This window comes from Novosphingobium sp. AP12 (genome assembly GCF_000281975.1).
GTDB lineage: Bacteria > Pseudomonadota > Alphaproteobacteria > Sphingomonadales > Sphingomonadaceae > Novosphingobium.
Window position 1 is genome coordinate 46,513 of sequence record NZ_AKKE01000019.1, and the last position, 22,434, is coordinate 68,946.

Annotated in this window: 19 protein-coding genes; 8 read left to right on the forward strand and 11 right to left on the reverse strand. The window is 66.0% G+C overall.

What is annotated here, in order from left to right; all coding sequences use genetic code 11:
* Positions 1 to 5: 5 nt before the first annotated feature.
* Complete coding sequence (locus tag PMI02_RS04075; protein ID WP_007679122.1) at positions 6 to 1,895, reverse strand: hydantoinase B/oxoprolinase family protein; 1,890 nt, start codon at positions 1,893 to 1,895, stop codon at positions 6 to 8.
* A 13-nt stretch (positions 1,896 to 1,908) separates the two neighbouring features.
* A complete protein-coding gene (locus tag PMI02_RS04080; RefSeq protein ID WP_007679125.1) occupies positions 1,909 to 3,957 on the reverse strand; it encodes a hydantoinase/oxoprolinase family protein in 2,049 nt (682 codons plus the stop codon).
* 257 nt (positions 3,958 to 4,214) lie between these two features.
* On the opposite strand from PMI02_RS04080, the gene PMI02_RS04085 reads away from it, so the two are divergent.
* The 3 genes from PMI02_RS04085 to PMI02_RS04095 all read left to right on the forward strand — a co-directional run bounded on the left by PMI02_RS04085 (position 4,215) and on the right by PMI02_RS04095 (position 7,971).
* The gene (locus tag PMI02_RS04085) at positions 4,215 to 5,720 is read left to right on the forward strand and encodes an aldehyde dehydrogenase (protein WP_007679127.1); all 1,506 of its coding nucleotides are present in this window, start codon (positions 4,215 to 4,217) and stop codon (positions 5,718 to 5,720) included.
* Positions 5,721 to 5,943: 223 nt separating this feature from the next.
* On the forward strand, positions 5,944 to 7,161 hold the full coding sequence (locus PMI02_RS04090) for an NAD(P)/FAD-dependent oxidoreductase (RefSeq protein ID WP_007679129.1): 1,218 nt from the start codon (positions 5,944 to 5,946) through the stop codon (positions 7,159 to 7,161).
* Positions 7,162 to 7,227: 66 nt separating this feature from the next.
* Positions 7,228 to 7,971 carry a hypothetical protein gene (locus PMI02_RS04095; RefSeq protein WP_007679132.1) on the forward strand — a complete coding sequence of 248 codons (744 nt, stop codon included), beginning with the start codon at positions 7,228 to 7,230 and terminating at the stop codon, positions 7,969 to 7,971.
* Between the two features lie 86 nt (positions 7,972 to 8,057).
* On the opposite strand, the gene PMI02_RS04100 is transcribed toward PMI02_RS04095, so the two are convergent.
* From PMI02_RS04100 to PMI02_RS04140, 9 genes are all read right to left on the reverse strand, one after another.
* Complete coding sequence (locus PMI02_RS04100; protein WP_007679133.1) at positions 8,058 to 9,257, reverse strand: CaiB/BaiF CoA-transferase family protein; 1,200 nt, start codon at positions 9,255 to 9,257, stop codon at positions 8,058 to 8,060.
* Positions 9,254 to 10,174 (reverse strand): hydroxymethylglutaryl-CoA lyase, encoded by a 921-nt coding sequence (locus tag PMI02_RS04105; protein ID WP_007679135.1) that lies wholly within the window; start codon positions 10,172 to 10,174, stop codon positions 9,254 to 9,256. Before PMI02_RS04105 ends, PMI02_RS04100 begins: the two co-directional genes overlap by 4 nt.
* Positions 10,175 to 10,188: 14 nt before the next feature.
* The gene (gene leuD / locus PMI02_RS04110) at positions 10,189 to 10,800 is read right to left on the reverse strand and encodes a 3-isopropylmalate dehydratase small subunit (protein ID WP_007679137.1); all 612 of its coding nucleotides are present in this window, start codon (positions 10,798 to 10,800) and stop codon (positions 10,189 to 10,191) included.
* Entirely contained in the window at positions 10,797 to 12,173 is a 1,377-nt protein-coding gene (locus PMI02_RS04115) for a 3-isopropylmalate dehydratase large subunit (RefSeq protein WP_007679139.1), read from the reverse strand. Before PMI02_RS04115 ends, leuD begins: the two co-directional genes overlap by 4 nt.
* Before the next feature lie 28 nt (positions 12,174 to 12,201).
* The gene (locus PMI02_RS04120; RefSeq protein WP_007679144.1) at positions 12,202 to 13,230 is read right to left on the reverse strand and encodes a zinc-binding dehydrogenase; all 1,029 of its coding nucleotides are present in this window, start codon (positions 13,228 to 13,230) and stop codon (positions 12,202 to 12,204) included.
* The gene (locus tag PMI02_RS04125; protein WP_007679147.1) at positions 13,227 to 14,852 is read right to left on the reverse strand and encodes an FAD-binding oxidoreductase; all 1,626 of its coding nucleotides are present in this window, start codon (positions 14,850 to 14,852) and stop codon (positions 13,227 to 13,229) included. Before PMI02_RS04125 ends, PMI02_RS04120 begins: the two co-directional genes overlap by 4 nt.
* Positions 14,853 to 14,946: 94 nt before the next feature.
* On the reverse strand, positions 14,947 to 16,356 hold the full coding sequence (locus PMI02_RS04130) for an FAD-dependent oxidoreductase (RefSeq protein WP_007679151.1): 1,410 nt from the start codon (positions 16,354 to 16,356) through the stop codon (positions 14,947 to 14,949).
* Positions 16,353 to 16,712 carry a hypothetical protein gene (locus tag PMI02_RS04135; RefSeq protein ID WP_007679161.1) on the reverse strand — a complete coding sequence of 120 codons (360 nt, stop codon included), beginning with the start codon at positions 16,710 to 16,712 and terminating at the stop codon, positions 16,353 to 16,355. Before PMI02_RS04135 ends, PMI02_RS04130 begins: the two co-directional genes overlap by 4 nt.
* A complete protein-coding gene (locus PMI02_RS04140) occupies positions 16,709 to 17,953 on the reverse strand; it encodes a class I SAM-dependent methyltransferase (protein WP_007679163.1) in 1,245 nt (414 codons plus the stop codon). Before PMI02_RS04140 ends, PMI02_RS04135 begins: the two co-directional genes overlap by 4 nt.
* Positions 17,954 to 18,055: 102 nt before the next feature.
* On the opposite strand from PMI02_RS04140, the gene PMI02_RS04145 reads away from it, so the two are divergent.
* From PMI02_RS04145 to PMI02_RS04165, 5 genes are all read left to right on the forward strand, one after another.
* Complete coding sequence (locus tag PMI02_RS04145) at positions 18,056 to 18,364, forward strand: REDY-like protein HapK (RefSeq protein WP_007679165.1); 309 nt, start codon at positions 18,056 to 18,058, stop codon at positions 18,362 to 18,364.
* Positions 18,361 to 19,182: an SDR family NAD(P)-dependent oxidoreductase gene (locus PMI02_RS04150; protein ID WP_007679166.1), complete on the forward strand. Its 822-nt coding sequence runs from the start codon at positions 18,361 to 18,363 to the stop codon at positions 19,180 to 19,182. Before PMI02_RS04145 ends, PMI02_RS04150 begins: the two co-directional genes overlap by 4 nt.
* Before the next feature lies 1 nt (position 19,183).
* Positions 19,184 to 20,560 carry an MmgE/PrpD family protein gene (locus PMI02_RS04155; protein ID WP_007679167.1) on the forward strand — a complete coding sequence of 459 codons (1,377 nt, stop codon included), beginning with the start codon at positions 19,184 to 19,186 and terminating at the stop codon, positions 20,558 to 20,560.
* A 135-nt stretch (positions 20,561 to 20,695) separates the two neighbouring features.
* Positions 20,696 to 21,586 (forward strand): hypothetical protein, encoded by an 891-nt coding sequence (locus tag PMI02_RS04160; protein ID WP_007679168.1) that lies wholly within the window; start codon positions 20,696 to 20,698, stop codon positions 21,584 to 21,586.
* 2 nt (positions 21,587 to 21,588) lie between these two features.
* Positions 21,589 to 22,434 (forward strand): alpha/beta fold hydrolase, encoded by an 846-nt coding sequence (locus tag PMI02_RS04165; protein WP_007679170.1) that lies wholly within the window; start codon positions 21,589 to 21,591, stop codon positions 22,432 to 22,434.

A 22,434-nucleotide genomic window follows, 5' to 3' on the forward strand; every position in this document is an offset into this window, starting at 1 on the left:
CGTTTTTATTCGGCGGCCTGGGCGAGCACGCCGTTCGATGCAGCATCCCACTGCGGAGCGGTAGGTGCGGGCAGGCCGGTCTCGGCGAGGCAGTTGGCGCGCAGGGTCTCGATATCGGGACCGAAGTTGAACACGCCCACGTCGCCGCGTTCGTCGCGAAGCTTGGCACGGAGCGCCTCGGTGGCACCGTCGTCCACTGCGCCGTCGACGAGGACGACGCCGTAGTCCCTGGCGCCCTCGGCAGTGACGAGGCCCTGCTTCAGTTCCTTGGCCAGCAGCGCGGGATCGCGGTCGAGCGGGTCGCCCCAGCCCCCGCCGCCCCAGGTGATGAACTGAAGCTCGTCGCCGGCCTCGACGGGGTAGTCCTCCAGCTTGTTGCCGACGACGATCTTGGAGCCGTCCGCCTTGGTGAGGATCTTGCGCGCGCGTTTGCCGGGAAGGCCGCCGTTGACACCCCAGGGCGGCACGAACCAGCGGTCGTCGTGGATCGCGATTACGCCCGGCTCGAGGAAGCGGTAGACCATGTTGATGCCGTTGCCGCCGCGGTGCAGGCCGGCGCCGCCCGAATCCGCCACCGTCTCGTAGCGCACGATCTCCAGCGGGAAGTAGCGTTCGAGGAATTCGTTGGGCACGTTCGTGAAGCCGGGGAACAGCGAGTGGCCGTCGGGTCCGTCGCCCAGCGGGCGGCCGGGAATGCCGCCGAAGCCGATCTGGAACAGCTGGAACCACTTTCCGGCCTTGTCGTGACCCGCATAGAACAGGTGCGGGCTCGACGAGAAGCCGGCGGCGTTGAGGAATTCCGGCGTCTTCTGGCCCAGCAGTCCGCCCAGGATGTCGAACAGGCGGCCGAGCACGTGGGTACGGCCCGAAAGCGCGGCGGGGAACTTCGGCTTGAGCAGCGAGCCTTCCGGGATGCGCACGTCGATCAGGTCGTAGTAACCGTCGTTGAACAGGATCTGCGGATCGAAGATCATGATCATGTAGATGCCGAAGAACATGCGCATCATGTTCTCGTTCAGCAGCATGTTGATCGAGGCCTTCGACTGCGGATCGGTGCCCGCGAAGTCGAGCACGACGCGTCCGTTCTCGCGCCACATCGTGCACTTGATCCGGTACGGGCCGTAGCCCATGCCGTCATCGCAGATGTAATCCTCGAAGGTGACCTTCTCTTCGCCGATCGAGGTTTCGATCAGGTGCTTCATCGCGCGGTGGTTGCGTTCCAGCAGCATGTCGGTGGCCGAGACGAACATATCGTCGCCGAAGCGCTCCACCATCTCCACCACGCGGTGCGCGGCGACGCGGCAGGAGGCGATCAGCGCGTTGAGGTCGGCCTTGCACCAGTCCGGCGTGCGCGACTGGTGCATGACCAGCTTGATGAGGTCTTCGTTGTATTCCCCGCGCTTCCAGATCTTGACGGGCGGGATGCGCACGCCTTCCTGGAAGATCTCGGTGGCGTGGATCGGCATCGAGCCGGGGACCATGCCGCCGATGTCGCTCTGGTGTCCGAACATCGAGGTATAGGCGATCAGGCGTCCGCCCTTGAACACCGGCAGCAGCACCAGCCAGTCGTTGGAGTGGCTGATCGCGCCGCCCACCGAATAGGGGTCGGACAGGAAGATCAGGTCGCCGTCCTCGACGGTGCCGTCGAAGCCTTCGAGGAACGGGCCGATGTAGCTGCCGAACTGGCCGACGATCATGCGGCCCTGGTGGTCGGCGATCAGCGGGAAGGCGTCTCCCTGCTCGCGGATGCCGGGTGACATCGCAGTGCGCACCAGCGTGGCGTCCATCTCGATGCGCGCGTTGCGCAGGGCGTTCTCGATGATGTCGAGCGTGACCGGATCCACGGGAACGGTCTGGAAGGGGGCCTCGTTGGCCTGGATGATACGTGCGGGCATGTTGGTTTCCCCCTCAGGCGAGGTTGATGAGGATGTTGCCGGCGTGATCGACGGTGCCGACGCAGTCGGCCTCGATCAGCGTGGTCGAGTCCATTTCGGTGACGACGGCCGGACCGGGGATGACGTCCCCGGCGCGCAGTTTCGCGCGGTCGTAGATGACGGCGGGCTCCATCGCGCTGCCGGACCACAGTTCGTGGTCGCGCAGCTTGGCGCGGATCGGATCGCCGTCGCCCTGCTCCAGCGGGGGCGAGGGCAGTTCGAGCGCGGGGCCCATGGCGACGGCGCGCAAGTTCACCAGCTCGTGGGCGCTGTCCATGTTGAAGGTAAAGAGGCGCAAGTGTTCGGCATCGAAGCGCGCAGTGACGCCCTTGAGGCCGTCCGCCCTGAGCGTATCGGGATCGATGGAGAGGGGCACTTCGAAGGCCTGGCCTTCATAGCGCACGTCGAGTTCGAACTGGCTGGTGATGTCCGCCTCGGCAATGCCTTCGGCGGCAAGTTCGGCGCGGGTCTGCTGGGCCATTTCCTCCAGCAGGGCGAGCACGTCGGCCTCGCTGGTGTCGGCCACGCGCTGCGAGAACGAGCGCGCGGTTTCGGTGCGCATGCGGGTGGTGGCGTCCCCCAGCGCGCACAGCACACCGGGCGAGACCGGCGAGACGGCGGGCCACGAACCCATCAGCCGCGCGACGGCATTGACGTGGAGCGGCCCGGCGCCGCCGAAGCCCATCACCGCGAAGTCGCGCGGGTCGTAGCCCTGCTGCACCGAGATCATGCGCAGCGCACCGAACATGTTCTCGTTGACGATGTCGATGATGCCGCGCGCGGCTTCCATCAGGCCGATCCCGAGCGCATCGGCAATGGTCTGGACGGATTTCTTCGCGCCTTCTCGGTCGAGCTTGAAGGTACCGCCGAGCAGGTTTTCGGGAAGGTAGCCGAGCACGACGTTAGCGTCGGTGACGGTGGGCAGGGTGCCGCCCTTGCCATAGGCAACCGGGCCGGGCACCGCGCCTGCCGACTGCGGGCCGACGCGCAGCGCCTTGGTCAGTTCAGGCACGTAGGCGATCGAGCCGCCGCCCGCGCCGACCGTCTTCACGTCCAGCGCCGAGGCGCGGACCGAGAGGTGGCCGACTTCGGTAGTGCGCTGGCGGCGGGCCTCAAGGTCCTCGATCAGCGCGACGTCGGTGGAGGTGCCGCCGACGTCTAGCGTCAGGATATTGCGGATACCGGCGTTGCGGCCGACCCAGATGGCGCCGGTGACGCCGCCCGCCGGACCCGACATCAGCAGCGAGACGGGATGCTCTTCGGATTTCTCGGAGGACATCAGGCCGCCATCGGAGCGCAGCAGCGAAAGCGAGCCCGCCATGCCGGCGCCGCGCAGGCGGTCGCGCAAATTGCGGACGTACTTGCCCACCACCGGGCGCACCGCTGCATTGGCGACGGTAGTGAGGGTGCGTTCGTATTCCTGCATTTCCGGCAGGACCAGGTGGCTGAGCGAGATCGGCACCTCGGGCATGATTTCGGCGGCCAGCTCGGCCACGCGCTGCTCGTGAGCGCCGTTGAGATAGGCATTGATGAGAGCGACGGTCAGCGCCTCGACGCCCGACGCCTTGAGCGCTTCGAGCGCGGTGCGGATCTGGGCCTCGTCGATTGCGACGGTTTCCTCGCCGCGGGCGTTCATGCGGCCCTTGATCTCGAACGTGTCCTCAAGCGCGGCCAGCGGCTCGGGCTTGGGCCAGACGATCCAGCCGGCAAGGCCGCCGGGCACGAAGGAACGGGCGATCTGCATGACCTGGCGGTAGCCGTCAGTGGTGATGAGGCCGACGCGCGCGCCCTTGCCCTCGAGTACCGCGTTGGTGGCCACGGTGGTACCATGTAGGAAGAACTCTACGTCGGAGGGGGCGATGCCGCCCTTCTCGCAGACCGCGGTGACACCGTTCAGGATGCCCTCGGAGCTGTCATGCGGCGTCGACGGCGTCTTGTGGCGCCAGAACTCGCCGTTGTCCTGGTTGAAAAGAAGCAGATCGGTGAACGTCCCTCCGACGTCCACGCCTAAACGATAGGTCATGCGTTCCCCATCCGGCTTGCCCTCAGGCAGTGTTCGGTCCCGGAAATTCGGGCGCGGTATGCGGCCGACGACTCCGGGTTGATGAAATGGTATAGTGATATAACAATACGGCAAGACCGCATTGCAGTCTGCGTACCGCGCCGGCGAGCGGACGCTGCGGTTTCGGACAGACTTATCCGCCCAGCGAATTTTTGGGGTGGCGATGGGCCGCCGTGCCGTTCACCAGATTAGGAAAGGTCGCAACAAAGGAGACAGCCATGCCACTCGACTTCAGCACGCTTCGCACCGGCACGAAGGAGTTCCTCGCGAGACGCGCGGGCGGGCAGGGCCTCCTCATCGGCGGGGAATGGTACGCGGCGGCGAATGGCGCCGCCTTCGCCACGCTCGATCCGGCCACCGGCAGCGAACTGGGCCAGGTCGCCAAGGCGGGCGCGGCGGACGTCGATGCCGCCGTCACCGCAGCGCGCGCCGCGCTGGCGGGCTGGAGCGCCACCGTCCCGGTCGAGCGGGCCCGCATCCTCTGGAAGATAGCGGACCTGATCGAGGCGAATATCGACGACCTCGCCGAACTGGAAACGCTCGACCAGGGCAAGCCGCTGTTCGTCGGTCGCTGGGCCGAGATCCCGGGCGCGGTGAACCAGTTCCGCTTCTTCGCCGGCCAGGCCATGGCGATCGAGGGCACCACGCTCGAAAGCTCGATCAACTACCAGCCCGCCGGCAAGCAGATGCGGACCTGGACCGTGCGCGAGCCCGTCGGCGTGGTCGCCGCGATCGTGCCGTGGAATTCGCCGCTGGTGCTGACCGCGATGAAGCTGGCGCCGGCGCTGGCGGCCGGCTGCACCGTGGTGCTCAAGCCTGCCGAGGATACCTCGCTCACCGCGCTGCGCCTGGCCGAGCTGATGGTGGAGGCGGGCGTTCCCGCCGGCGTCATCAACGTCATCACGGGCCTTGGCGGAGAAACCGGCGCGGCGCTTGCCTCGCATCCGGGCGTCGACAAGATCGCCTTCACCGGCTCCACCGCCACCGGCCGCGCGGTGCTCGATGCCGCCAAGACCAACTTCAAGCGCGTCACGCTGGAACTGGGCGGCAAGTCCCCCTCCATCGTCATGCCCGATGCCGACCTGTCGATGGCGATCCCCGGTGTCGCCAACGCGATCTACTTCAACGGAGGACAGGTCTGCATCGCCGGTTCGCGTCTCTACGTCCACCGTTCGATCCACGATCAGGTGGTCGAGGGCGTGGCTGACTATGCCAGGGGCCTGAAGCTCGGCCACGGTCTGGCCGCCGATACGCAGATGGGCCCGGTGGTCTCGCTGCGTCACGCGGAGCGCATCGAAGGCTTCCTCCAGCGCGCCCGCGCCGAGGGCGCGACGATGCTCACCGGCGGCGAGCGCACCGGCGAGGCCGGAACCTACATCACACCCACCGTGGTCGTGGACGTGAAGCCCGGCATGGAGATCGTGCGCGAGGAAGTGTTCGGCCCGGTGCTGGTCGCGCAGGCCTTCGACGATGTCGAGGAAGTGATCGCGGCGGCCAACGACAGCGAATACGGCCTTGCCGCCAGCGTCTGGACCGAGGGGCTTTCCAACGCCCACCGCATGTCTAGCGCGATAAAGGCGGGCACGGTCTGGATCAACTGCCACGCCATGTACGACGCCACGCTCGCCATCGGCGGCGTCAGGCAATCGGGCTGGGGCCGCGACAGCGGGCGCCAGGCGCTGGAGAATTATCTGGAGTGGAAGACCGTCTGCGCGGTCGTTTGATTCCGCAAATTCGCTAATTGAAGGAAAGGGGGCGTGCCTTGAGGCGCGCCCCTTTTCAGTGGCCGCGTCGTCCGGGATCGGATCGGGCGCGGCGCCAGGCCCTGCGCCTTGCTCACCACCCGATCATTCCTCCCCGAACCTCGGATAGTTCCGCGACTTGGCCGCTTGCCGCCGGTCAGTGGTCCATAGCGGGATGTGCAACAGGAAATGGAGTCTGCTCGATATGGCGGCAGTTGAACGGTGTCAGGTGGCGATCGCGGGGGCGGGACCGGTCGGAACGGTCCTGGCGACGCTGCTGGCGCAGGCAGGCATCGATGTGGTGGTCCTTGAGGTCGGCGCCGACTGCGCGCAGGACTTGCGCGCCTCGACGTTCCATCCCCCCACGCTGGAAATGCTCGACCAGATCGGCATCACGCCGATGCTGCTGGAAAAAGGCCTCAAGGCTCCGGTCTACCACTGGCGCGACCGGCATTCGGGCGAGGTGATCGACTTCGACCTCGACGAAATTTCCGATGTGACGCGCTATCCTTTCCGCATCCAGTGCGAGCAGTATCACCTGTCGCGGGCGCTTGCTTCTGGGCTCGAAAAGCAGGGCAATGCCGATGTGCGCTTCGGCAGCCGCCTGCTGACGTTCGAGGAAGACGCAGACGGCGTGAACCTCGCGATCGAGACGATGACCGGCATCGAGCGCCTGCGCGCCGACTACCTGATCGGCGCCGACGGCGCGAACTCGGTCGTGCGCAAGTGGCTCGGCATCGAATTCGACGGGTTCACTTATCCTGAGCGGTTCCTGTGCCTGTCGACCGCGTTCGACATCGGTAAGCACCTGCCGAACCTCGCCTGGGTCAACTACGTGTCCGATCCCGACGAATGGCTGGTGTTGCTGCGCGTGCCCACGCTCTGGCGCGTGCTGGTGCCCACCGACGGTTCGCTGAGCGACGAGGAACTGCGCTCGGACGCCATGAAGAACGAGATCTTCGGGCGCCTCGTCGGCGATGGATCGATGGTGGAGACGCAGCACCGCACACTCTACCGCGTCCACCAGCGCGTCGCCCAGTCGTTCCGGGAGGGCCGTGTCATGCTGGCGGGAGATGCCGCGCATCTCAACAATCCGCTCGGCGGCTTCGGCATGAATTCGGGCGTGCACGATGCCTTCAACCTGTTCGAGAAGCTGCTGCCGGTTCTCAAGGGCCAGAAGGCGGGCGGCGCGGCCGAGGAAAACCTCGCGCTCTACGACCGCCAGCGCCGCGAGGTGACGCATAGCTTCACGCAGATGCAGACCAAGGAAAACATGGCGATGATCCGCGGCGGGCAGGACGAGGCGCACAAGCGCCGCCGCGAAGCCATGCTGGCGATCAAGCAGGACGATGAGCGCCGCCGCGCCTACATGCTGCGGCAGGCGATGTTCGAGAGCCTCTCGCAGGCCGCCGCGATTCGCTGAACCAGACCCCGGCAACCTTCCTATCAACCAGCGCGGCCGGAGGCCGTTGCAACAGGAGTATCCGCAATGGGAGACGTTCTCGGTTGGCGCAAGCTGATGGGTGTCATTGCCCCTTCGACCAACACCGTGGTCCAGCCCGACATGGAACGGATGCGCCCCGAAGGCGTGACCAACCATTTCTCGCGCATCTACGTCGAGGATCCGCTGGCGCTTTCGAACGAGGATTTCATCGCCGGGACCACGGCCATTGCCGAGAATACGTTCGACGCTGTGCGCTCGGTCATGACCTGCAAGCCCGATTATCTCGTGCTCGGCATGTCGGCGATCACCTTCTACGGCGGTGTCGAGGGCAGCCGGAAATGGAAGAAACAGGTTGAGGACCTGGCCGGTATCGGCGCCTCCACCGGCGCGGAATCGGTGGCGGCCGCGCTCCATGCCTACGGCGCGAAGTCGGTTAGTTTCGTCTCGCCCTACTACCCGGTCGCCAACGCCGAAGTGCGCAATTTCCTGGAGGAATCGGGCTTCTCCGTAAAACGCGACGTGCCGCTGGAATGCCGGCGCTGGACCGATATCGCCAAGGTCGGTCCCGATCGGCTTCGCGAGGTGATCGCCGAACTGGACGGGGACGACGTCGATGCCATCGTGCAGGTCGGCACCAATCTATCGATGGTGGACCTCGCCGCCGAATACGAGACGAAGCTGGGCAAGCCGGTGATCGCGATCAACACCGCGACGTACTGGCACGCGCTGCGCGCGCAGGGGATCGAGGACAGGATCGAGGGCATGGGAAGACTGCTCGCCGAGTTCTGATTTTCACGCTTCAAACGTCACAAAGAAAGAGGGGCGGATGGCAGGATCCGCCCCTCTTTCTTTAGGGAGCGAGCGAAGCGGGGCGTTCAATCCGCGCCGACCGCGCCCTGTGTGACAAGGCTATCGATCCGGTCCGGCGCATAGCCCAGCGCCGTCAGCACCGCACGGCTGTCGGCGCCCGGTGTGGGCAATGCGACTGGTGCGCCGGGCCTCAGGCCGCCCATCTGGAGCGGGATCGTCGGCAGCCTCGTTTCCTCGCCGGTGTCCAGCGTGACCGGCTCCAGCCCGCCTTCGGCAAGCTGCGGATCGTCGAACATGTCTTCCGGCCGCCCAATCGGCGCGAAAGGCAGGCCGGTGCCTTCCAGCTTCGCCACGATCTCGTCCCGCGTCATCGAGGCGACGAGCTGGCGCACCTGCGGCAGGATGCGTTCGCGGGCGAGCACGCGCTGGTTGTTGGTACGCAGGCTTTCATCGGCCCAAAGGGCATCGAGTTCGAACAGGGCACAGAACTTCTGCCAGAGAGCGTCGCTGACCACGCCGATGAAGACAGGCTCGTCGCGCGTCTCGAACACATCGTAGATCGCCCAGGCCGAAATGCGCGCGGGCATCGGCGCAGCGGCCTTTCCGGTGACGGCGAACTGTGCCATGTGCTGGCCGACAAGGTAGATCGTCGTCTCGAACAGGCTGGCGACGACCTTCTGGCCGCGCCCGGTGCGGTGGCGTTCCTCTAGCGCGGCGAGGATGCCGATCACGCCGAACATGCCGCCGGCCACGTCGATCACGCTCGATCCGGCGCGCAGTGGCCGACCGGGCGGGCCGGTCATGTAGGCAAGCCCGCCCATCATCTGCGCCACTTCGTCCAGCGCGGTGCGCTGTTCGTAGGGGCCGGGCAGAAAGCCTTTTTCCGAGCAGTAGATCAGGCGGGGATTGGCCTCTGCCAGCGTCTCGTAGGACAGGCCGAGCCGGTCGAGCGCGCCGGGACGGAAGTTCTCGATCAGCACGTCCGCGCCTTCGGCCAGGTCGCGGGCGACCTGCAGGCCTTCCGACGACTTGAGGTCCAGGCAGATCGACTGCTTGCCCCGGTTGTACATCGGGAAATAGCCGGAGCCCGAACCGAGCAGACGGCGCGTCTGGTCGCCGCCAATGGGCTCGATACGCACCACCTCGGCGCCGAGCCCGGCCAGGATGTGGCCCACGGCGGGCCCCATGACCATGTGTGTGAATTCGACGACACGGATTCCGGCGAGGGGCTGTGGGACCACCGGCAGCGGGACATTCTCGCTCATCGGGCGATCCTTTCGTTGTAGTCGAGCATCGGCCCTGCATCCGGCGTGAAGCCGTAGAGCGGCTCGCCGGGTAGGGCGGCGGCCAGGATCTGGCGCACTTCCAGCAGGCGTTCGAGGTCTATGCCGGTATCCAGCCCCATCGCATTGAGCATGAGCACAAGGTCCTCGGTGACGAGGTTGCCCGAGGCGCCCGGCGCTGCCGGACAGCCGCCGAGTCCGCCCAGCGATGCGTCCAGCGTGGTGATGCCTTCCTCCAGCCCCGCCAGCGCATTGGCGAGACCGAGGCCGCGCGTGTTGTGCAGATGGAGCGTGGTCAGCATGTCGGCGCCCACGGCCGCCCTGACCTTGCGGACGAGCCGTTGGACCTGGGCGGGATCGGCATAGCCGGTGGTGTCGGAAAGGCTGAATTCCTGCGCGCCGGCCTCGGCGGCGGCGAGGGCAAGGCGCACCACGGTGTCCTCCGGCACGGCGCCCTCGATGGTGCATCCGAACGCGGTGGCAAGGCCGACGGCGAAATGCACGCCCGCCGCTTTGGCGATCCCGGCAGCTTCCGCGATTTCCGCCAGCATGGCGGCATGATCCTTGCGCACGTTGCGGATAGAATGGGTCTCGCTCATCGAGAGCGGGATCGACATGGCATGGACGCCCGCCTCCACCGCGCGCCGTGCGCCCTTGGCATTGGGCACGAGCGCGACGACGTTCAGTCCTTCGATCCCGCGGGCGAAGCGGACCAGTTCTGCGGTATCTGCCATCTGCGGCAGGAGGCTGGGCGGCACGAAGCTACCCACCTCGATCTCGCGCACGCCCGCTGCGGCTTCGGCGGTGATCCAGGCCTTCTTGGCCTCGAGCGGCATCACCGCCTTGATCGACTGCAACCCGTCGCGGGGGCCGACTTCGGAAACGAGAATCTGTGTCATCGTGTCTTTTCCAGTTAGACCCCCAGGTACACCCAGGGCCGTGCCTTGCGGTCGTTCGAGGTCCAGTCCTCGATGGCCGGCAGCGATTTGAGCGTGAGGTCGATGGCATCGAGTCCTTCGAGCAGCATCTGGCGCGGCTCATGCTCGATCTCGAAGCGGTGGATGGCGGCGCCGCAGCGGACATTCTGCGCGGGCAGGTCGACGGTCACGTCCTGCCAGGCCATGGCGGCGATCACCGCTTCAGGCAGGGCCACGGGCAGCAGGCCGTTGCGGATGCAGTTGGCGCGGAAGATCGGTGCGAAGCTTTGCGCGATCACGCAGCGTATGCCGTATTCGCCCAGAGCCCAGACGGCATGCTCGCGGCTCGATCCGCAGCCAAAGTTCGCGCCCGTCAGCAGGATCTGCGCGCCACTGGCTTCCGGGCGGTTGAGCGGGAATTCCGGATCGGGCGCGCGCGCGCCGTGCTCCCGGCCTGCATCGAGATAGCGCCACGGTGCGAACAGACCGTCCGCAAGCCCGGTGCGCCCGGTGCTCTTCATCTCGCGGCTGGGGATGACGGCGTCGGTGTCCACGTTGTCCCGCAGCAGAGGCACCGCGCGCGAGGTGAGGGTGGTGAAGGGGGTCATCGCACCAGCTCCCGGGGGTCCGCGATCGAGCCCGCCAGCGCGCTGGCGACGACCGTTTCGGGGCTGGCGATGTGAGTACGGATCCCCGGGCCCTGCCGTCCCTCGAAGTTGCGATTGGTGCTGCTCATGGTGCGGCTGCCATCCGGGAAATGCTCGCCGCCCGCGAAGAAGCAGAGCGAACAGCCGCTGGCGCGCCACTCGAACCCTGCTTCGGTGAAGACCTTGTCGAGCCCCTCGGCCTCCGCCGCGCGCTTCACCGCCGAGCTTCCCGGCACCACCATGGCCTTGCGGATCGACGGCGCGATGCGGCGCCCTTTGAGCAGCGCGGCGGCGCGGCGCAGGTCGGACAGCCGCGCATTGGTGCACGAGCCGATGAAGGCCACGTCGATCGGCGTGCCCAGTAACTTCACACCGGCAGCGAGGCCGATGTATTCGTGCGCCCTCGCCGGACCCTGCGGCACCGTGCCGTCTACCGGCATCGCATGCTCGGGGCTGGTGCCCCAGCTGACCATCGGCGCGAGCGCGGCAGCGTCGATCTCGATCTCGCGGTCGAAGCGCGCGCCTTCGTCGGTTTTCAGCGTGTGCCAATAAGGCTCCCCGAAGTTCTCGGGCGCATAGCGGCGACCGGCGAGGTATTCGAAGGTCTTGGCGTCCGGCGCGATGATGCCGGTCATGGCGGCGAATTCGGTGGCCATGTTGCACAGGGTCATGCGCGCCTCGACGTCGAGCGCGCGCACCGCCTCGCCCGCGAACTCCACGACATGGCCCACGCCGCCACCGGCCCCGTGCGCGGCGATCAGGGCGAGGATCATGTCCTTGGCGGTGACGCCGGGCGCCAACCGGCCCTTGTAAGTGATGCGCATAGTTTTGGGCCGGTCGAGCCGCAGCACGCCAGTCGCCATCGCATGTTCCGCCTCGCTCGAGCCGATGCCCCAGGCCAGCGCCCCAAGTGCGCCCTGCGTGCAGGTGTGGCTGTCGGGCGCGACGAGCGTGACCCCGGGCAGCACGATGCCGAGTTCGGGCGAGATCACATGGGTGATGCCCTGGTCGCGGTCGTTCACGTCGAACAGGGTGATCCCTGCGGCCTTGGCGGCGGCGCGGGTCTCGGTGATGAAGGCCGACCCGCCTTTCATCAAGGTGCCGTCGCCGCGCCCCGGCCGGGTGTCGACGATATGATCCATCACCGCGAAGACGCGGGCGGGATCGCGCACGGGGCGGCTCGCCGCAGCCATCGATTTGAGCGCGGCGGCGCCGGTGCGCTCATGCAGGAACACGCGGTCGATGGCTATCAGCGAGGCCCCCGTCCCGGTGTACGCGACATGGTGGGCATCCCAGATCTTTTCGAAGAGGGTCTTGGTGTTGGAAACTGTCATCTGTCGTCGCAGCGGGCTTTTCGCCAGCTTACATGTCCTTCTGGGGGGCGAGATCGACCACGACCTTGCCCATCGAACGGCCCGAGAGCAGGCGTTCCACCGCACCGAACACGCCTGCGATGCCCGAATGGGCCTCGTCATCGAAATGCACCTTGAGCTTGCCTTGCGCGTAAAGCGCGAAAAGCCGCTCGCGCGCCTCGGCCCAGTGCGGCGTCAGCAGCCCGTTCATGAAGCCGCGCACCGATGCGCCTTTGTAGTAGATGGCGTGGGCGATGCGCGGGCCGGTGACGACCTCGGGCCGGCCTTCCAGGTCCGAGGCCGCGCCGCCGACCACGAGGCGACCGTGGTTGGCGAGATGGGCGAGAAAGGCGTCGAAGATGGCGCCGCTCACCGTATCCACGGCCACGTCGAGCCCGCCAGGATATTCGGCGGCGAGCACTGCATCCACGTCCTCGGACCTATAGTCGATGACCCGCTCGGCGCCGAGCGAGGCCACGAACGCACATTTCACGGCGCCGCCCGCCACGCCGATCACCCGCGCGCCCTTGAGCACGGCCAACTGCACCAGCAAGTGACCAAGCCCGCCCGCCGCCGCGGAGATGGCAACGGTTTCGCCCTGCTTCAGCTCGCCGATGCGTTCCAGCGCAACCATTGCGGAAACCCCGGTGGACGCCAGTGCCAGATATTCACGTGTGGCGGCGGGAGCCTTCGCGAACTGGGCGGCGGGGCCAAGATTGGCCTCGCGGTAGCCGCCGGTGAAGCGCACGGTAACCGCCGCATCGCCGGGCGCGAAATCGGTCACGCCTTCGCCCACCGCCTCGACCGTGCCGATCGCCTCAACGCCGGTGAAGGTGGGCAGGGCGATCTTAACGTAGTCCACCGCATTGCGGGCGATCTGGGTGTCGAAGATGCCGTTGACGCCGCAGTGCAGGTTGCGCACGCGGATTTCGCCGGGGCCGGGTTGGCCCAGCGGGAGTTCCACGATCTCGCTGCCCTCGCGGAATGAAGGGGCGATGCGTTCGAGGCGAATGGCGCGGTAGGTTTCATTCGCGTTCATTGCGCGATCTTCCCCTGCGGGAAGCCGAGGCCGCCCGGATTGAACAGGCCCTTGGGATCCATCACGTTCTTCACCGCATCCAGGACCTCGAGGAAGGCCGGATCGCGCGTCTCGCGATAGGGATAGGCGCGGCCGATCTGGAAGTGGGCGGCGCCGTACTTCTTGCAGATCGCCTTCACATGCTCGCGCGCCTCGGCGACCGTGGCGGTGGCTTCCGGCGCGGGGCCAAGCTGCTTGAGGCGCTTCAAATGCTCCGGCTCGACCATGGATTCGTGCACGGGCCGGTAGCCCTCGGGCCAGAAGAACACCGGCTCGATGACGATGGCGTTGGTGGACAGCGAAGAAAACAGGAAGCCGTTGTGGATGCCCAGTGCATCGAAGCGGTCCTTCATCGAATCGAAGTAAGCGCGGATTTCGGCGAACATGGCGGGCGCGGTGGAAAGCGAGGCCTGTCCGTGTACCGGCACCCAGCTTTCCCCCTCGGGACCGAGGATCGAATTCGGCGCGGGGAAGGGCATCGCCCGGATGACCTTGGCGATGGAATTCTCGATCTCGGTGCCGCCCAAGCGCCTCGCGATCTCGCGCGCGGTGGCAAGGTCGGCGGCGACGGATTCCTTGCAGCGCCCTTCTGCGGTGATGTGGAGCGGATAGTCGTCCTCGGGAATGAAGTCGCGCCCGCCCATGGCGATCCTGGCCGCCGCCATCAGACCCTTGCCGAGCGATTTTTCCTTGGCGACCACCTTGCCTAGCGTCTTCAAGTCGCTCGCCAGCGACATCCGGCGCATGCGGACCTTGGTGAGGCCGGGGTCGAAACCGCAGGTTTCCGAAGCGATGCCCGCGCGGGTCATCTCGGCCAGAGCCTCGATCATGATCTTGCCGTCCGGGAATGTGAAGGACACCGAGTCCTCGAACTGGGGCGTGCGGATCAGGCGGAAGGTCACTTCGGCCTTGATGCCCAGCGTACCCGAATCGCCGCAGAACAGGCCTGCAAGGTCGGGGCCGAAATGGCGGTAATGCGGCGTCTCGCCGTCCGGGCCGCGTGCGCCAGTGCGCAAGGTGCGCCCGTCCGCCAGCACCATGGTCACGGCGATCATGCTTTCGCTGGACGTGCCGTAGTGGCCCGCGCCGAACATGGCGTTGAGCTGCGAAAGCCCGCCGCCGATGGTCGAATAGATGCCCGACATCGGCCCCCAAAACGGCGTGCGCAGCCCGTGCGGCCTGAGCGCTTCGTTGAGTGCCAGCCAGGTGCAGCCGCACTGGACCGTCACGGTCATGTCCTCGGGGCTGACCTTCAGCACCTTGTTCATTCGGGTGGTGTCGATGGTCACCGTATCGTCGGTGACGGGCAGGTAGCTTTCGGTATAGCTCATGCCTGCACCGCGCGGGGCGATGGCCACGCCGGCCTCATTGGCGGCCTTGATGACGGCAGCAAGCTCGGTGGTGGTGGCGGGAGCGACCGCCAGCATCGCCACATGATCGGCTCGGGTCCAGACGTCCTCGCTGAACAGGCGCAGGCGGGCCTCGTCGCCGCTGACGTTGTCGGGCCCGACGATGGCTTCCAGAGCACTACGAAGCTCGGCAGGACAGGAGGCGACTTTGGAAAGGGTCTGGCTGGCGGACATGGTCTCGGTCCCGAACGATGGAAGCCAAATATGGCTTCTGATTAGATCAATTGACGCGCTGGCCGAAGCTTGCCCGTCAGTCGGATAAACTTGATCACCTATCGGACAATTCTGCCTGGGCAGATGGTCTGGCGATGCGCGCGGCGGCCCGGCCCGCAAGCCGGCCGAAGGTCACGGCGGTGGCAAGGCCCATGGCGGGCAGGTAGCCCCAGTGGGCCGGCCCAGAGACAGAACGCGCAGCGCCGCCGCCGGCGAACAGGTTGGGCAGCGGGGTGCCGTCGGGACGGACCACGCGGGCCTCGCCGTCGATCTGCAGGCCGCCCTGGGTGTGGAAAATCGCGCCGACGACCTTGAGCGCGCGGTATGGAGCAGCAGGGGGAAGATCGTCGCCCCATATGCGGCCCGTAGGATCGGCCATGCGACTGCTATGTGCGGATCGTGTCGCGTCTAGCGCTGCCTGGAGCGTGTTCGCCGGAACCCCGATCATCTCGGCCAATTCGGGAACGGAATCGGCCTTTTTCAACGCATTGAGCGCCTTCAGTTGCTGCATTTCTGGGATGTAGTCGGCCGCCGCCTCGATCCGGTCGTCGAACACCACCCAGACGTGTTCCCCCTCCTGCGCCAACACCGGATGGACCATTCCCGCGATGTCGGCGGTCTCGTCGACGAAACGCTCGCCCGCCATGTTGACCAGCACGCCGCCTTCCACCGGAACCCCCGGAGGAACGGGTATTCCCTGCGGTTCCGTGAGCATGGCGTAGCCCTGGTAGGCTCCCATGTCGCCCAGCTGCGCGCCCAGTTGCTCGCCCACATGTACTGCAGTGCCCCGGCTGCCCTCATGGCCATTGTTCCGGGCATGCGCCATCTCGGGCATGTAGCGGGCGACCATCGCATGATCGGCTGCAAACCCCCCGCACGCCAGCACCAGCGCGCCGCAGCCGACGTGCTCCACCGAACCGTCCGGCCGGGAGAGCGAAACGCCTAGAATCCGGCCCTCTTCATCGGCATGAACCTCGGACAGCCGCGCGCCCAGGACGACGTCGATGCCGGCATCGTCGAGCCTGCGGTGGAGCAGGTCGACCATGTCCTGCCCGCTGTGCCCGCGCCAGCCGTGGACCCTGTAGGCGCTATTGCCATAGGCCGGCCGGAACCCGGTATCGAGCTGCCATGGCATGTCCAGCGCTTCGACCATCCAGTCCACGGTCGGCCCGGCATGATCCGCGATCGTGCGAGCCAGGACAGGGTCGGTCAGGCCGAGAGTTTTAGCCATGATATCAGCATAGTATCGCTCTGCATCGTCCTGGATGCCATGCTCCGCCTGTGATTTCGTACCCGCTGCGCAGATCAGGCCCTGCGACATGCCGGTGGAACCCATCGGCCTCTCGTCCTGCTCCACCAGCAGCACTTCGCCCCCTGCCTCGCGTGCCGAAAGCGCGGCGATGCAGCCGCAGGCGCCGCCTCCGACCACCAGGACGGGCACAGTGAATTCAAACCCTGGGCTCATTGCTCGCGGGCCAGTTCGTCACCCACGTCGCCCGAGGCGATGTCCCCGTCCTGCATCGCGGCCTCATTCTCCTGCTGAACGATGCGCAGGATGCGGGCGATATATTCCTGGTTCCACATCTGCCGCTCCGCCGAAGCGGCACGATCGGGCGTGAAAGAGTCGATCTCGCCGGCGGAAAGCACGCCCTTTTCAAGCAGGAGACGTTCCAGTGTGTCGGCGCGCTGGCGGGTTACCGCCAGTTCCTGCGCCACCGCCATCGTGATCGCGAGTACGCGCTCGACTTGTGAATCGAGGAAATAGGGGCGCTTTCCCGCGGGTTTGGCACCGGCAAGGTTCAGGGCGTCGGTAAAGCTCATGCCACAGCTCCGATCACGTGCCAGGCGGCCTTGCGGCCGTAATCCTCTGTTTCGTCCTCCGCCGCGTCGGGGAACAGATCGCGGTCGACTACGCCGAACACGCCGCCGTGGATCAGGCTGTCGGGCGCGAAACCGGCGGCAACCATCTCGGCGTCGAGGTCCATCTCGTGCATGCGGCTCCAGAACGGCTCGTTGTTGTAGAAGGCGTCCCAGTCGCGCATGGCCTGCTCGAACAGCGGCATTTCCGGCGCATATTGCGGCTGCTCGACATGGAGCACGACGCCACCGGGGCGCAGGAGACGGCGGGTCTGGGCGAAGATGTTGCGCAGAGCCTTGGTCGAAAGCTCATGCAGGAACATGGTGGTCTGGATCCAGTCGAAGCTCTGGTCCTCGAAGACCGAAAGATCCTCGCCGCTCGCCTGCACGAAGTGCACATTCTCCACGCCCAGTGACTTGGCGCGGGCCAGCCCATAGCGCAGCACCGGCGCCCCAAGGTCGGCGATGGTCAGTTCCGCATCGGGGAAAGCCTGTGCCAGCGGCAGGCTCGAATGACCCACCGTTCCGCCGATCTCCAGAATTTTCAGTGGCTTGAACTCGGGCAGGTTGCGTTTCACCCAGTTGACCACGGCATGGCCGCCGCCGTCCGAATATTTGCCAAGGAGCCCGCCGGTGGTGACGAACCCGGCGTGGTCGTAATTGGCGCCGTTGGTGACGTCTCCTGGGAAATACTCGGTGTGGTAGCTGCCCGGCATGCAATGATGATCCACCGCAGAGACATAGCGCGGAATCGCCAGCGTCGGATCGAGGCTCAGTCGCTCATCGCCATCGGTGAGGTCGGCGGCGATCCGGGCTAGTCGTTCGCTTTGCCGCAGTGCCGTCCAGCGCCCGGCCTGCTGGCGCTGCTCCATCGTCATGCGGCGCAGCGCAGACCAGGTCTGGAACGCGGGGTCCTCAAGCATGGCCTTGCGCGCTTCGTGACGATTGGAGAGCGGGTGGCCGTTCTGCGCGGCGAATCCGGGCGCGACGCGGCTTTCGTATGCGGACTTTACGCCTGGAACGACGCGGGCAGCGAGGTGCCGGTTCATCTGAGCAAGAAAGTTGATCCGCTCGATCTCGTCATGACTGGTCTCGGGGAAAACCGCGTGGCGACCAATGACCCGATAATCCGGCGGGCCGTCGTAGGCCGCATTAGGATCGTTGGCGGCAGGGGCGGTGGAATGGGGTGTCTGAGACGTCTTCACGGCCTACCTCATTTGTTATAGTATTATGATATATGGCCTGACGGGCGGAAGCAAGTGCGCGTGGCGGCATTGTCCGGCAGGCGAAAAGGAAGGACCTACGAAATGCTGATTTTCGCGTTGTTCAACCTGAAGCCGGGTGTCTCGGTGGAAGCCTATGAAGCCTGGGCGAAGGAGTCGGACCTGCCGACCGTCAACGCGCTGCCCTCGATCGCGAGTTTCCGTGTGTTCCGCACTACCGGGGTGCTCGGCAGCGATGCGCCGCCGCCGTTCGGCTATATCGAAGTGCTGGACGTCAAGGACATGGAGCAGTTCGGGGCCGACGTTTCCGCCGCTGCGATGCAGGAAGTGGCGGCAGCGTTCCAGGGCATGGTCGAAGTTACGTTCCTCACCACCGAGGAACTCGAGGCATGAGGTTCGCGGGTAAGGTCGCGGTTGTCACGGGGTCGGGCCGCAAGGGCGGACTGGGCGAGGCGATCGCCCGCCGGTTGTCGGAGGAAGGCGCGAAAATCGTGATCTCCGACATAGGCGGCTCACGCGATGCGGCAACGCCAGATGCCATGATCGGTGGCACTTCGGAAATGCACGACATAGCCGCCTCGCTGCCGACGGATGCTTCCACATTCCCCTGCGACGTGCGCGATCCGGTGCAAGTGGCGGCGCTGGCCGATCATGCAATCGCGGAGCACGGCTCGCTAGATATCTGGGTGAACAACGCGGGTATCGGCTATATCATGAAGCCGCTGCGCGAGGTTTCGGCGGACGACTGGCGGGCGGTGATCGACGTGAACCTGACCGGAGCATGGTTCGGCCTTCAGGCCGCCGCCGAACGGATGATCGAGCAGGGGCGAGGCGGGCGCATCGTCAACATAGCAAGCCAGGCCGCCAAGTCCGGTTTCCCCCATGCGCAGGCCTATACGGCATCGAAGCACGGCCTCGTCGGCCTGGTGCGTTCGGCTTCGATCGAGCTTGGGGCGGAAGGGATCACAGTGAACAACGTTTGCCCCAATCACGTCACCACGGGTCTGGGCAAGTGGCAGAACGAGCACTTCGCCGAACTGCAGGGGATTTCCGTCGAGGAATACCTGACGCGCATGGCCGGGCGCATTCCCATGGGCCGCCCGGGCCTGCCGCAGGACACCGCCAGCGCCGTGGCCTTCCTGTGCTCGGACGAGGCTATCTACATCACCGGTGAGAGCATGAACGTTTCCGGGGGCGAGGAGCCGCACTGAGATGGGTGAGGGCAAGGTAAGTAATCCCGCTCATGTGCTGATCGATCACGCATTGGCACTACGCTGGGACGCCATTCCCGAAGCGGCGCGGAGCAAGGCGTTGACCTTCCTGCATGACAGCTTGGCGGTCGGCGTGGCGGGGCGAAATGCGGCTCATGCCGACGGCGTGCTGGCCATGGTGCGGGGGTGGGGAAAGGGCGAGACGGCCGGTGTACTGGGCCGCCCCGGCGTTCGACTTCCCGCACCTTCGGCCGCTTTCGTCAATGCCTTCCAGATTCACGGGCAGGAATACGACTGCGTCCATGAACCAGCCGTGCTGCACCCGATGGCGACGGTTCTGGCGGCGCTGCTGGCGGAAGCCGAACGAGGCGGCCCGGTCAGCGGAGAGCAGTTCCTGACGGCGTTGGTCGCGGGCGTCGACGTTGCGGTGACGCTGGGCATTGCCGCGCCGGACGCCCTGATGTTCTTCCGCCCAGCGACTGCGGGCATTTTCGGTTGCGTGGCGGCCATCGCGAGCATGCGGGCCATGCCGCGCACCATGGCGCTCGATGCATTCGGCCATGCCATGGCTTTCGCTTCGGGGACCATGCAGGCCCATCTGGAGGGCAAGCCAGCGCTACCTGTACAGGTAGCTCATGCTGCCCGTAGCAGTCTCGATGCGATCGACCTGGCGCGGGCCGGGATGCCGGGCGTAGTCCATCCGCTGGATGGACCGTTCGGTTACTATGCACTGATGGAAAAGCGTGAGGAACTGGCTGCTGCGATGGCTCGACTCGAGCAGGGGCACCGGATCACCGAAGTGAGCTGGAAGCCTTTCCCCACAGGGCGGGCTGGGCATGGCGGCATCGTTTCGGTGCAGCGGTTGATGGCGCAGCACGGGCTCACTGCCGATACGATGGAAAGCCTCGAGTATCATGCGCCGCCGTTGATACACCGACTGGTGGGGCGGCCAGCAAAGTCGGGAATGGAACCCGGCTACGCGCGGCTCTGTCTGCCGTTCCTGGCGGCGGTGACGCTGCTGCGCGGCACCGTGTCTCTCGGCGATTTTCAGCGTGGGAGGTTGGATGATCCTGAAGTGCTGGGCCTTGCTGCGCGAATCCGCGTCGTCGCCGATGGCAATCCCGACCTCGCAGCCTTCGTCCCTGCCCAAACACGGGTGCGCACAGCGGACGGGCGCGAATTGGTGGAGGATGTCACGGCGCAGTTCGGATCGCCCGAATGGCCGCTCAGCGAGGCGGAGCATCTCGCCAAGGCGCGGGGATGCCTGGCCTTCGCGGCTCTGGACGACCGGGACGAAGCCTTGGCGGATGCGGTGGGCCGACTACCGAAATCGCTGGACGCCATTGCGATGCTTCGAGCCAGCGGCGTCATTGGCTGAAAGGGCAAAAATCTGTCCGCTTGACGGATAGCGCTGCCGCAGGACGGACAGTCGCGCGCCACGGGTGCACCATTTCTTCTTGCCATATGATATAGAAGTATATCAAATGAATCGACAGCCGGGCAGGGAGCCGAGATGACCTTACTCAAGTGCGCCACCCATGTCGTCGCGGACGTTCCGGCGACGATCGATCGCTATGAAACCTGGATGGGCTATCGCCTCGTCGAGGAAGGCCGTGTGCCGCAGGACCTCGCCGCCTCGTGGCAGGCCCCGGCCAGTGCCGGCAGATCCTATGCCGTCCTGCAGCCAGCTTCAGGCGATGAGGTCTTTCTGCGTTTCGTAGAGGGCGATCCAGTGCCGGATTACCTGCCGATCCGCAGCTACGGCTGGGCGGCGATCGAGCTGTGCGTGTCTGATGTCGAGGCCGTCAACGCGAAGATGCTCGAAAGCCCCTTCGAGGTGATCGGCCCGCCCAAGGAGCTTGACGGGTTCGCAACGGTCAAGCCCATGCAGGTTCGCGGCGATGATCTGGAGACGGTCTATCTCACCGAAATCCTTCAGCCGGGACCAGGCACGGGCTTGCCGCAACCCCGTTCGCTGGTCGACCGGCCCTTCATCATGGTGCTGGCTTGCCCGGACCTGCGCAAGTCGGCGCAGTGGGTGAAGGACGTGCTGGGGCTGCCGGTGATCGATCCGGTCGCGATCCGATATTCGATGATTACGCTCAGCTTCGGTCTCGACGAGGATGCGAAGACCGAGCTCGTCACTGCCAAGGGTGACGGACAGGTCTTCCTCGAACTCGACCAGTATCCCGAAGGTGCGGGAGAACGTCCGGCCCATCCGGGAGCTTTGCCACCGGGCGTGGCGATCACCACGATGCTACATCCCGATTTTGCGCGGCTTGAAGGCCATTGGGCCTCGCCGCCGGTCGTTCGCGAAGGCCGACTTTATGGTAGCCGCCGGACCGGGTTGCTCCTGACCCCGGAAGGGGCGCTGCTCGAAGTGATCGAAGGCGGGAAGCTGTGACGATGAACACGCAGGTCCGTATCCGGCGCGGTTTCGCCGATCTCGCACAGCGGCAGGTCCATTACCGCAGCGCGGGCGAGAAGGGGCAGCCGCTGCTGATCCTCCACGCCTCTCCCGGCAGTTCGCGCCAGCAGGTCCGCCTGATCGAGGATTTTGCGGGCGAGGCCATGGTCTTCGCGCCGGACACGCCGGGTAACGGCGACAGCGAAGCACTTGGCCCCGAAGAACCCGAGATTACCGCATTGGCGGCTGTCATGCTGGAATATCTCGACGCGATCGGCCTTGAGCAAGTGCGCGTCTACGGCTCGCATACCGGCGCTGCGATCGCGGCGGAACTTGCGATCATGGCGCCGGAGCGGGTGAGCCATCTGGTGCTTGACGGCGTGAGCCTGATGGAAGGGGCGGAACTCGAGGAAATCCTCGCCACCTATGCCTTCCCCTTCGAGCCAGACCTCGACGGCGCCTACCTTGCGCGGCTGTTCCAGTATTGCCGCGACCAGTACCTGTTCTTCCCCTGGTATCGGCGCACCCGGGAAGGTCGCCGAGATGGCGGACTCGGTAGCCCCGAAGATCTGCACGCCTGGGTCACCGAAGTGATGAAGGCGAGCACGACCTATCACCTCAATTACCGCGCCGCCTTCAAGTGGCCGGCAGACAAGCGCCTGCGGCTTATCAAATGTCCGACGCTGGTGACGGCGGCCGAGAACGATCCGCTTTACGACGCCAGCGTGTGCCTTGCACCGCTGCTGGCGGACGGCCGCTTCCTCGAACTGCCGCGCTTCGATGCACCCGACTTCCGAGCCTTCCGCCACGACGCGATGGCCGCATTCTTCGCAGGAACCAACTAA

Excerpts from the sequence above, each read along its gene's own strand:
- PMI02_RS04165 (WP_007679170.1), top strand. The coding sequence starts at position 21,589 with ATGAACACGCAGGTCCGTATCCGGCGCGGTTTCGCCGATCTCGCACAG.
- PMI02_RS04155 (WP_007679167.1), top strand. The coding sequence starts at position 19,184 with ATGGGTGAGGGCAAGGTAAGTAATCCCGCTCATGTGCTGATCGATCAC.
- PMI02_RS04145 (WP_007679165.1), top strand. The coding sequence starts at position 18,056 with ATGCTGATTTTCGCGTTGTTCAACCTGAAGCCGGGTGTCTCGGTGGAA.
- PMI02_RS04080 (WP_007679125.1), bottom strand. The coding sequence starts at position 3,957 with ATGACCTATCGTTTAGGCGTGGACGTCGGAGGGACGTTCACCGATCTG.
- leuD (WP_007679137.1), bottom strand. The coding sequence starts at position 10,800 with ATGACCCCCTTCACCACCCTCACCTCGCGCGCGGTGCCTCTGCTGCGG.
- PMI02_RS04085 (WP_007679127.1), top strand. The coding sequence starts at position 4,215 with ATGCCACTCGACTTCAGCACGCTTCGCACCGGCACGAAGGAGTTCCTC.
- PMI02_RS04160 (WP_007679168.1), top strand. The coding sequence starts at position 20,696 with ATGACCTTACTCAAGTGCGCCACCCATGTCGTCGCGGACGTTCCGGCG.
- PMI02_RS04105 (WP_007679135.1), bottom strand. The coding sequence starts at position 10,174 with ATGACACAGATTCTCGTTTCCGAAGTCGGCCCCCGCGACGGGTTGCAG.
- PMI02_RS04135 (WP_007679161.1), bottom strand. The coding sequence starts at position 16,712 with ATGAGCTTTACCGACGCCCTGAACCTTGCCGGTGCCAAACCCGCGGGA.
- PMI02_RS04150 (WP_007679166.1), top strand. The coding sequence starts at position 18,361 with ATGAGGTTCGCGGGTAAGGTCGCGGTTGTCACGGGGTCGGGCCGCAAG.
- PMI02_RS04125 (WP_007679147.1), bottom strand. The coding sequence starts at position 14,852 with ATGTCCGCCAGCCAGACCCTTTCCAAAGTCGCCTCCTGTCCTGCCGAG.
- PMI02_RS04090 (WP_007679129.1), top strand. The coding sequence starts at position 5,944 with ATGGCGGCAGTTGAACGGTGTCAGGTGGCGATCGCGGGGGCGGGACCG.
- PMI02_RS04075 (WP_007679122.1), bottom strand. The coding sequence starts at position 1,895 with ATGCCCGCACGTATCATCCAGGCCAACGAGGCCCCCTTCCAGACCGTT.
- PMI02_RS04130 (WP_007679151.1), bottom strand. The coding sequence starts at position 16,356 with ATGAGCCCAGGGTTTGAATTCACTGTGCCCGTCCTGGTGGTCGGAGGC.
- PMI02_RS04095 (WP_007679132.1), top strand. The coding sequence starts at position 7,228 with ATGGGAGACGTTCTCGGTTGGCGCAAGCTGATGGGTGTCATTGCCCCT.
- PMI02_RS04120 (WP_007679144.1), bottom strand. The coding sequence starts at position 13,230 with ATGAACGCGAATGAAACCTACCGCGCCATTCGCCTCGAACGCATCGCC.
- PMI02_RS04115 (WP_007679139.1), bottom strand. The coding sequence starts at position 12,173 with ATGACAGTTTCCAACACCAAGACCCTCTTCGAAAAGATCTGGGATGCC.
- PMI02_RS04100 (WP_007679133.1), bottom strand. The coding sequence starts at position 9,257 with ATGAGCGAGAATGTCCCGCTGCCGGTGGTCCCACAGCCCCTCGCCGGA.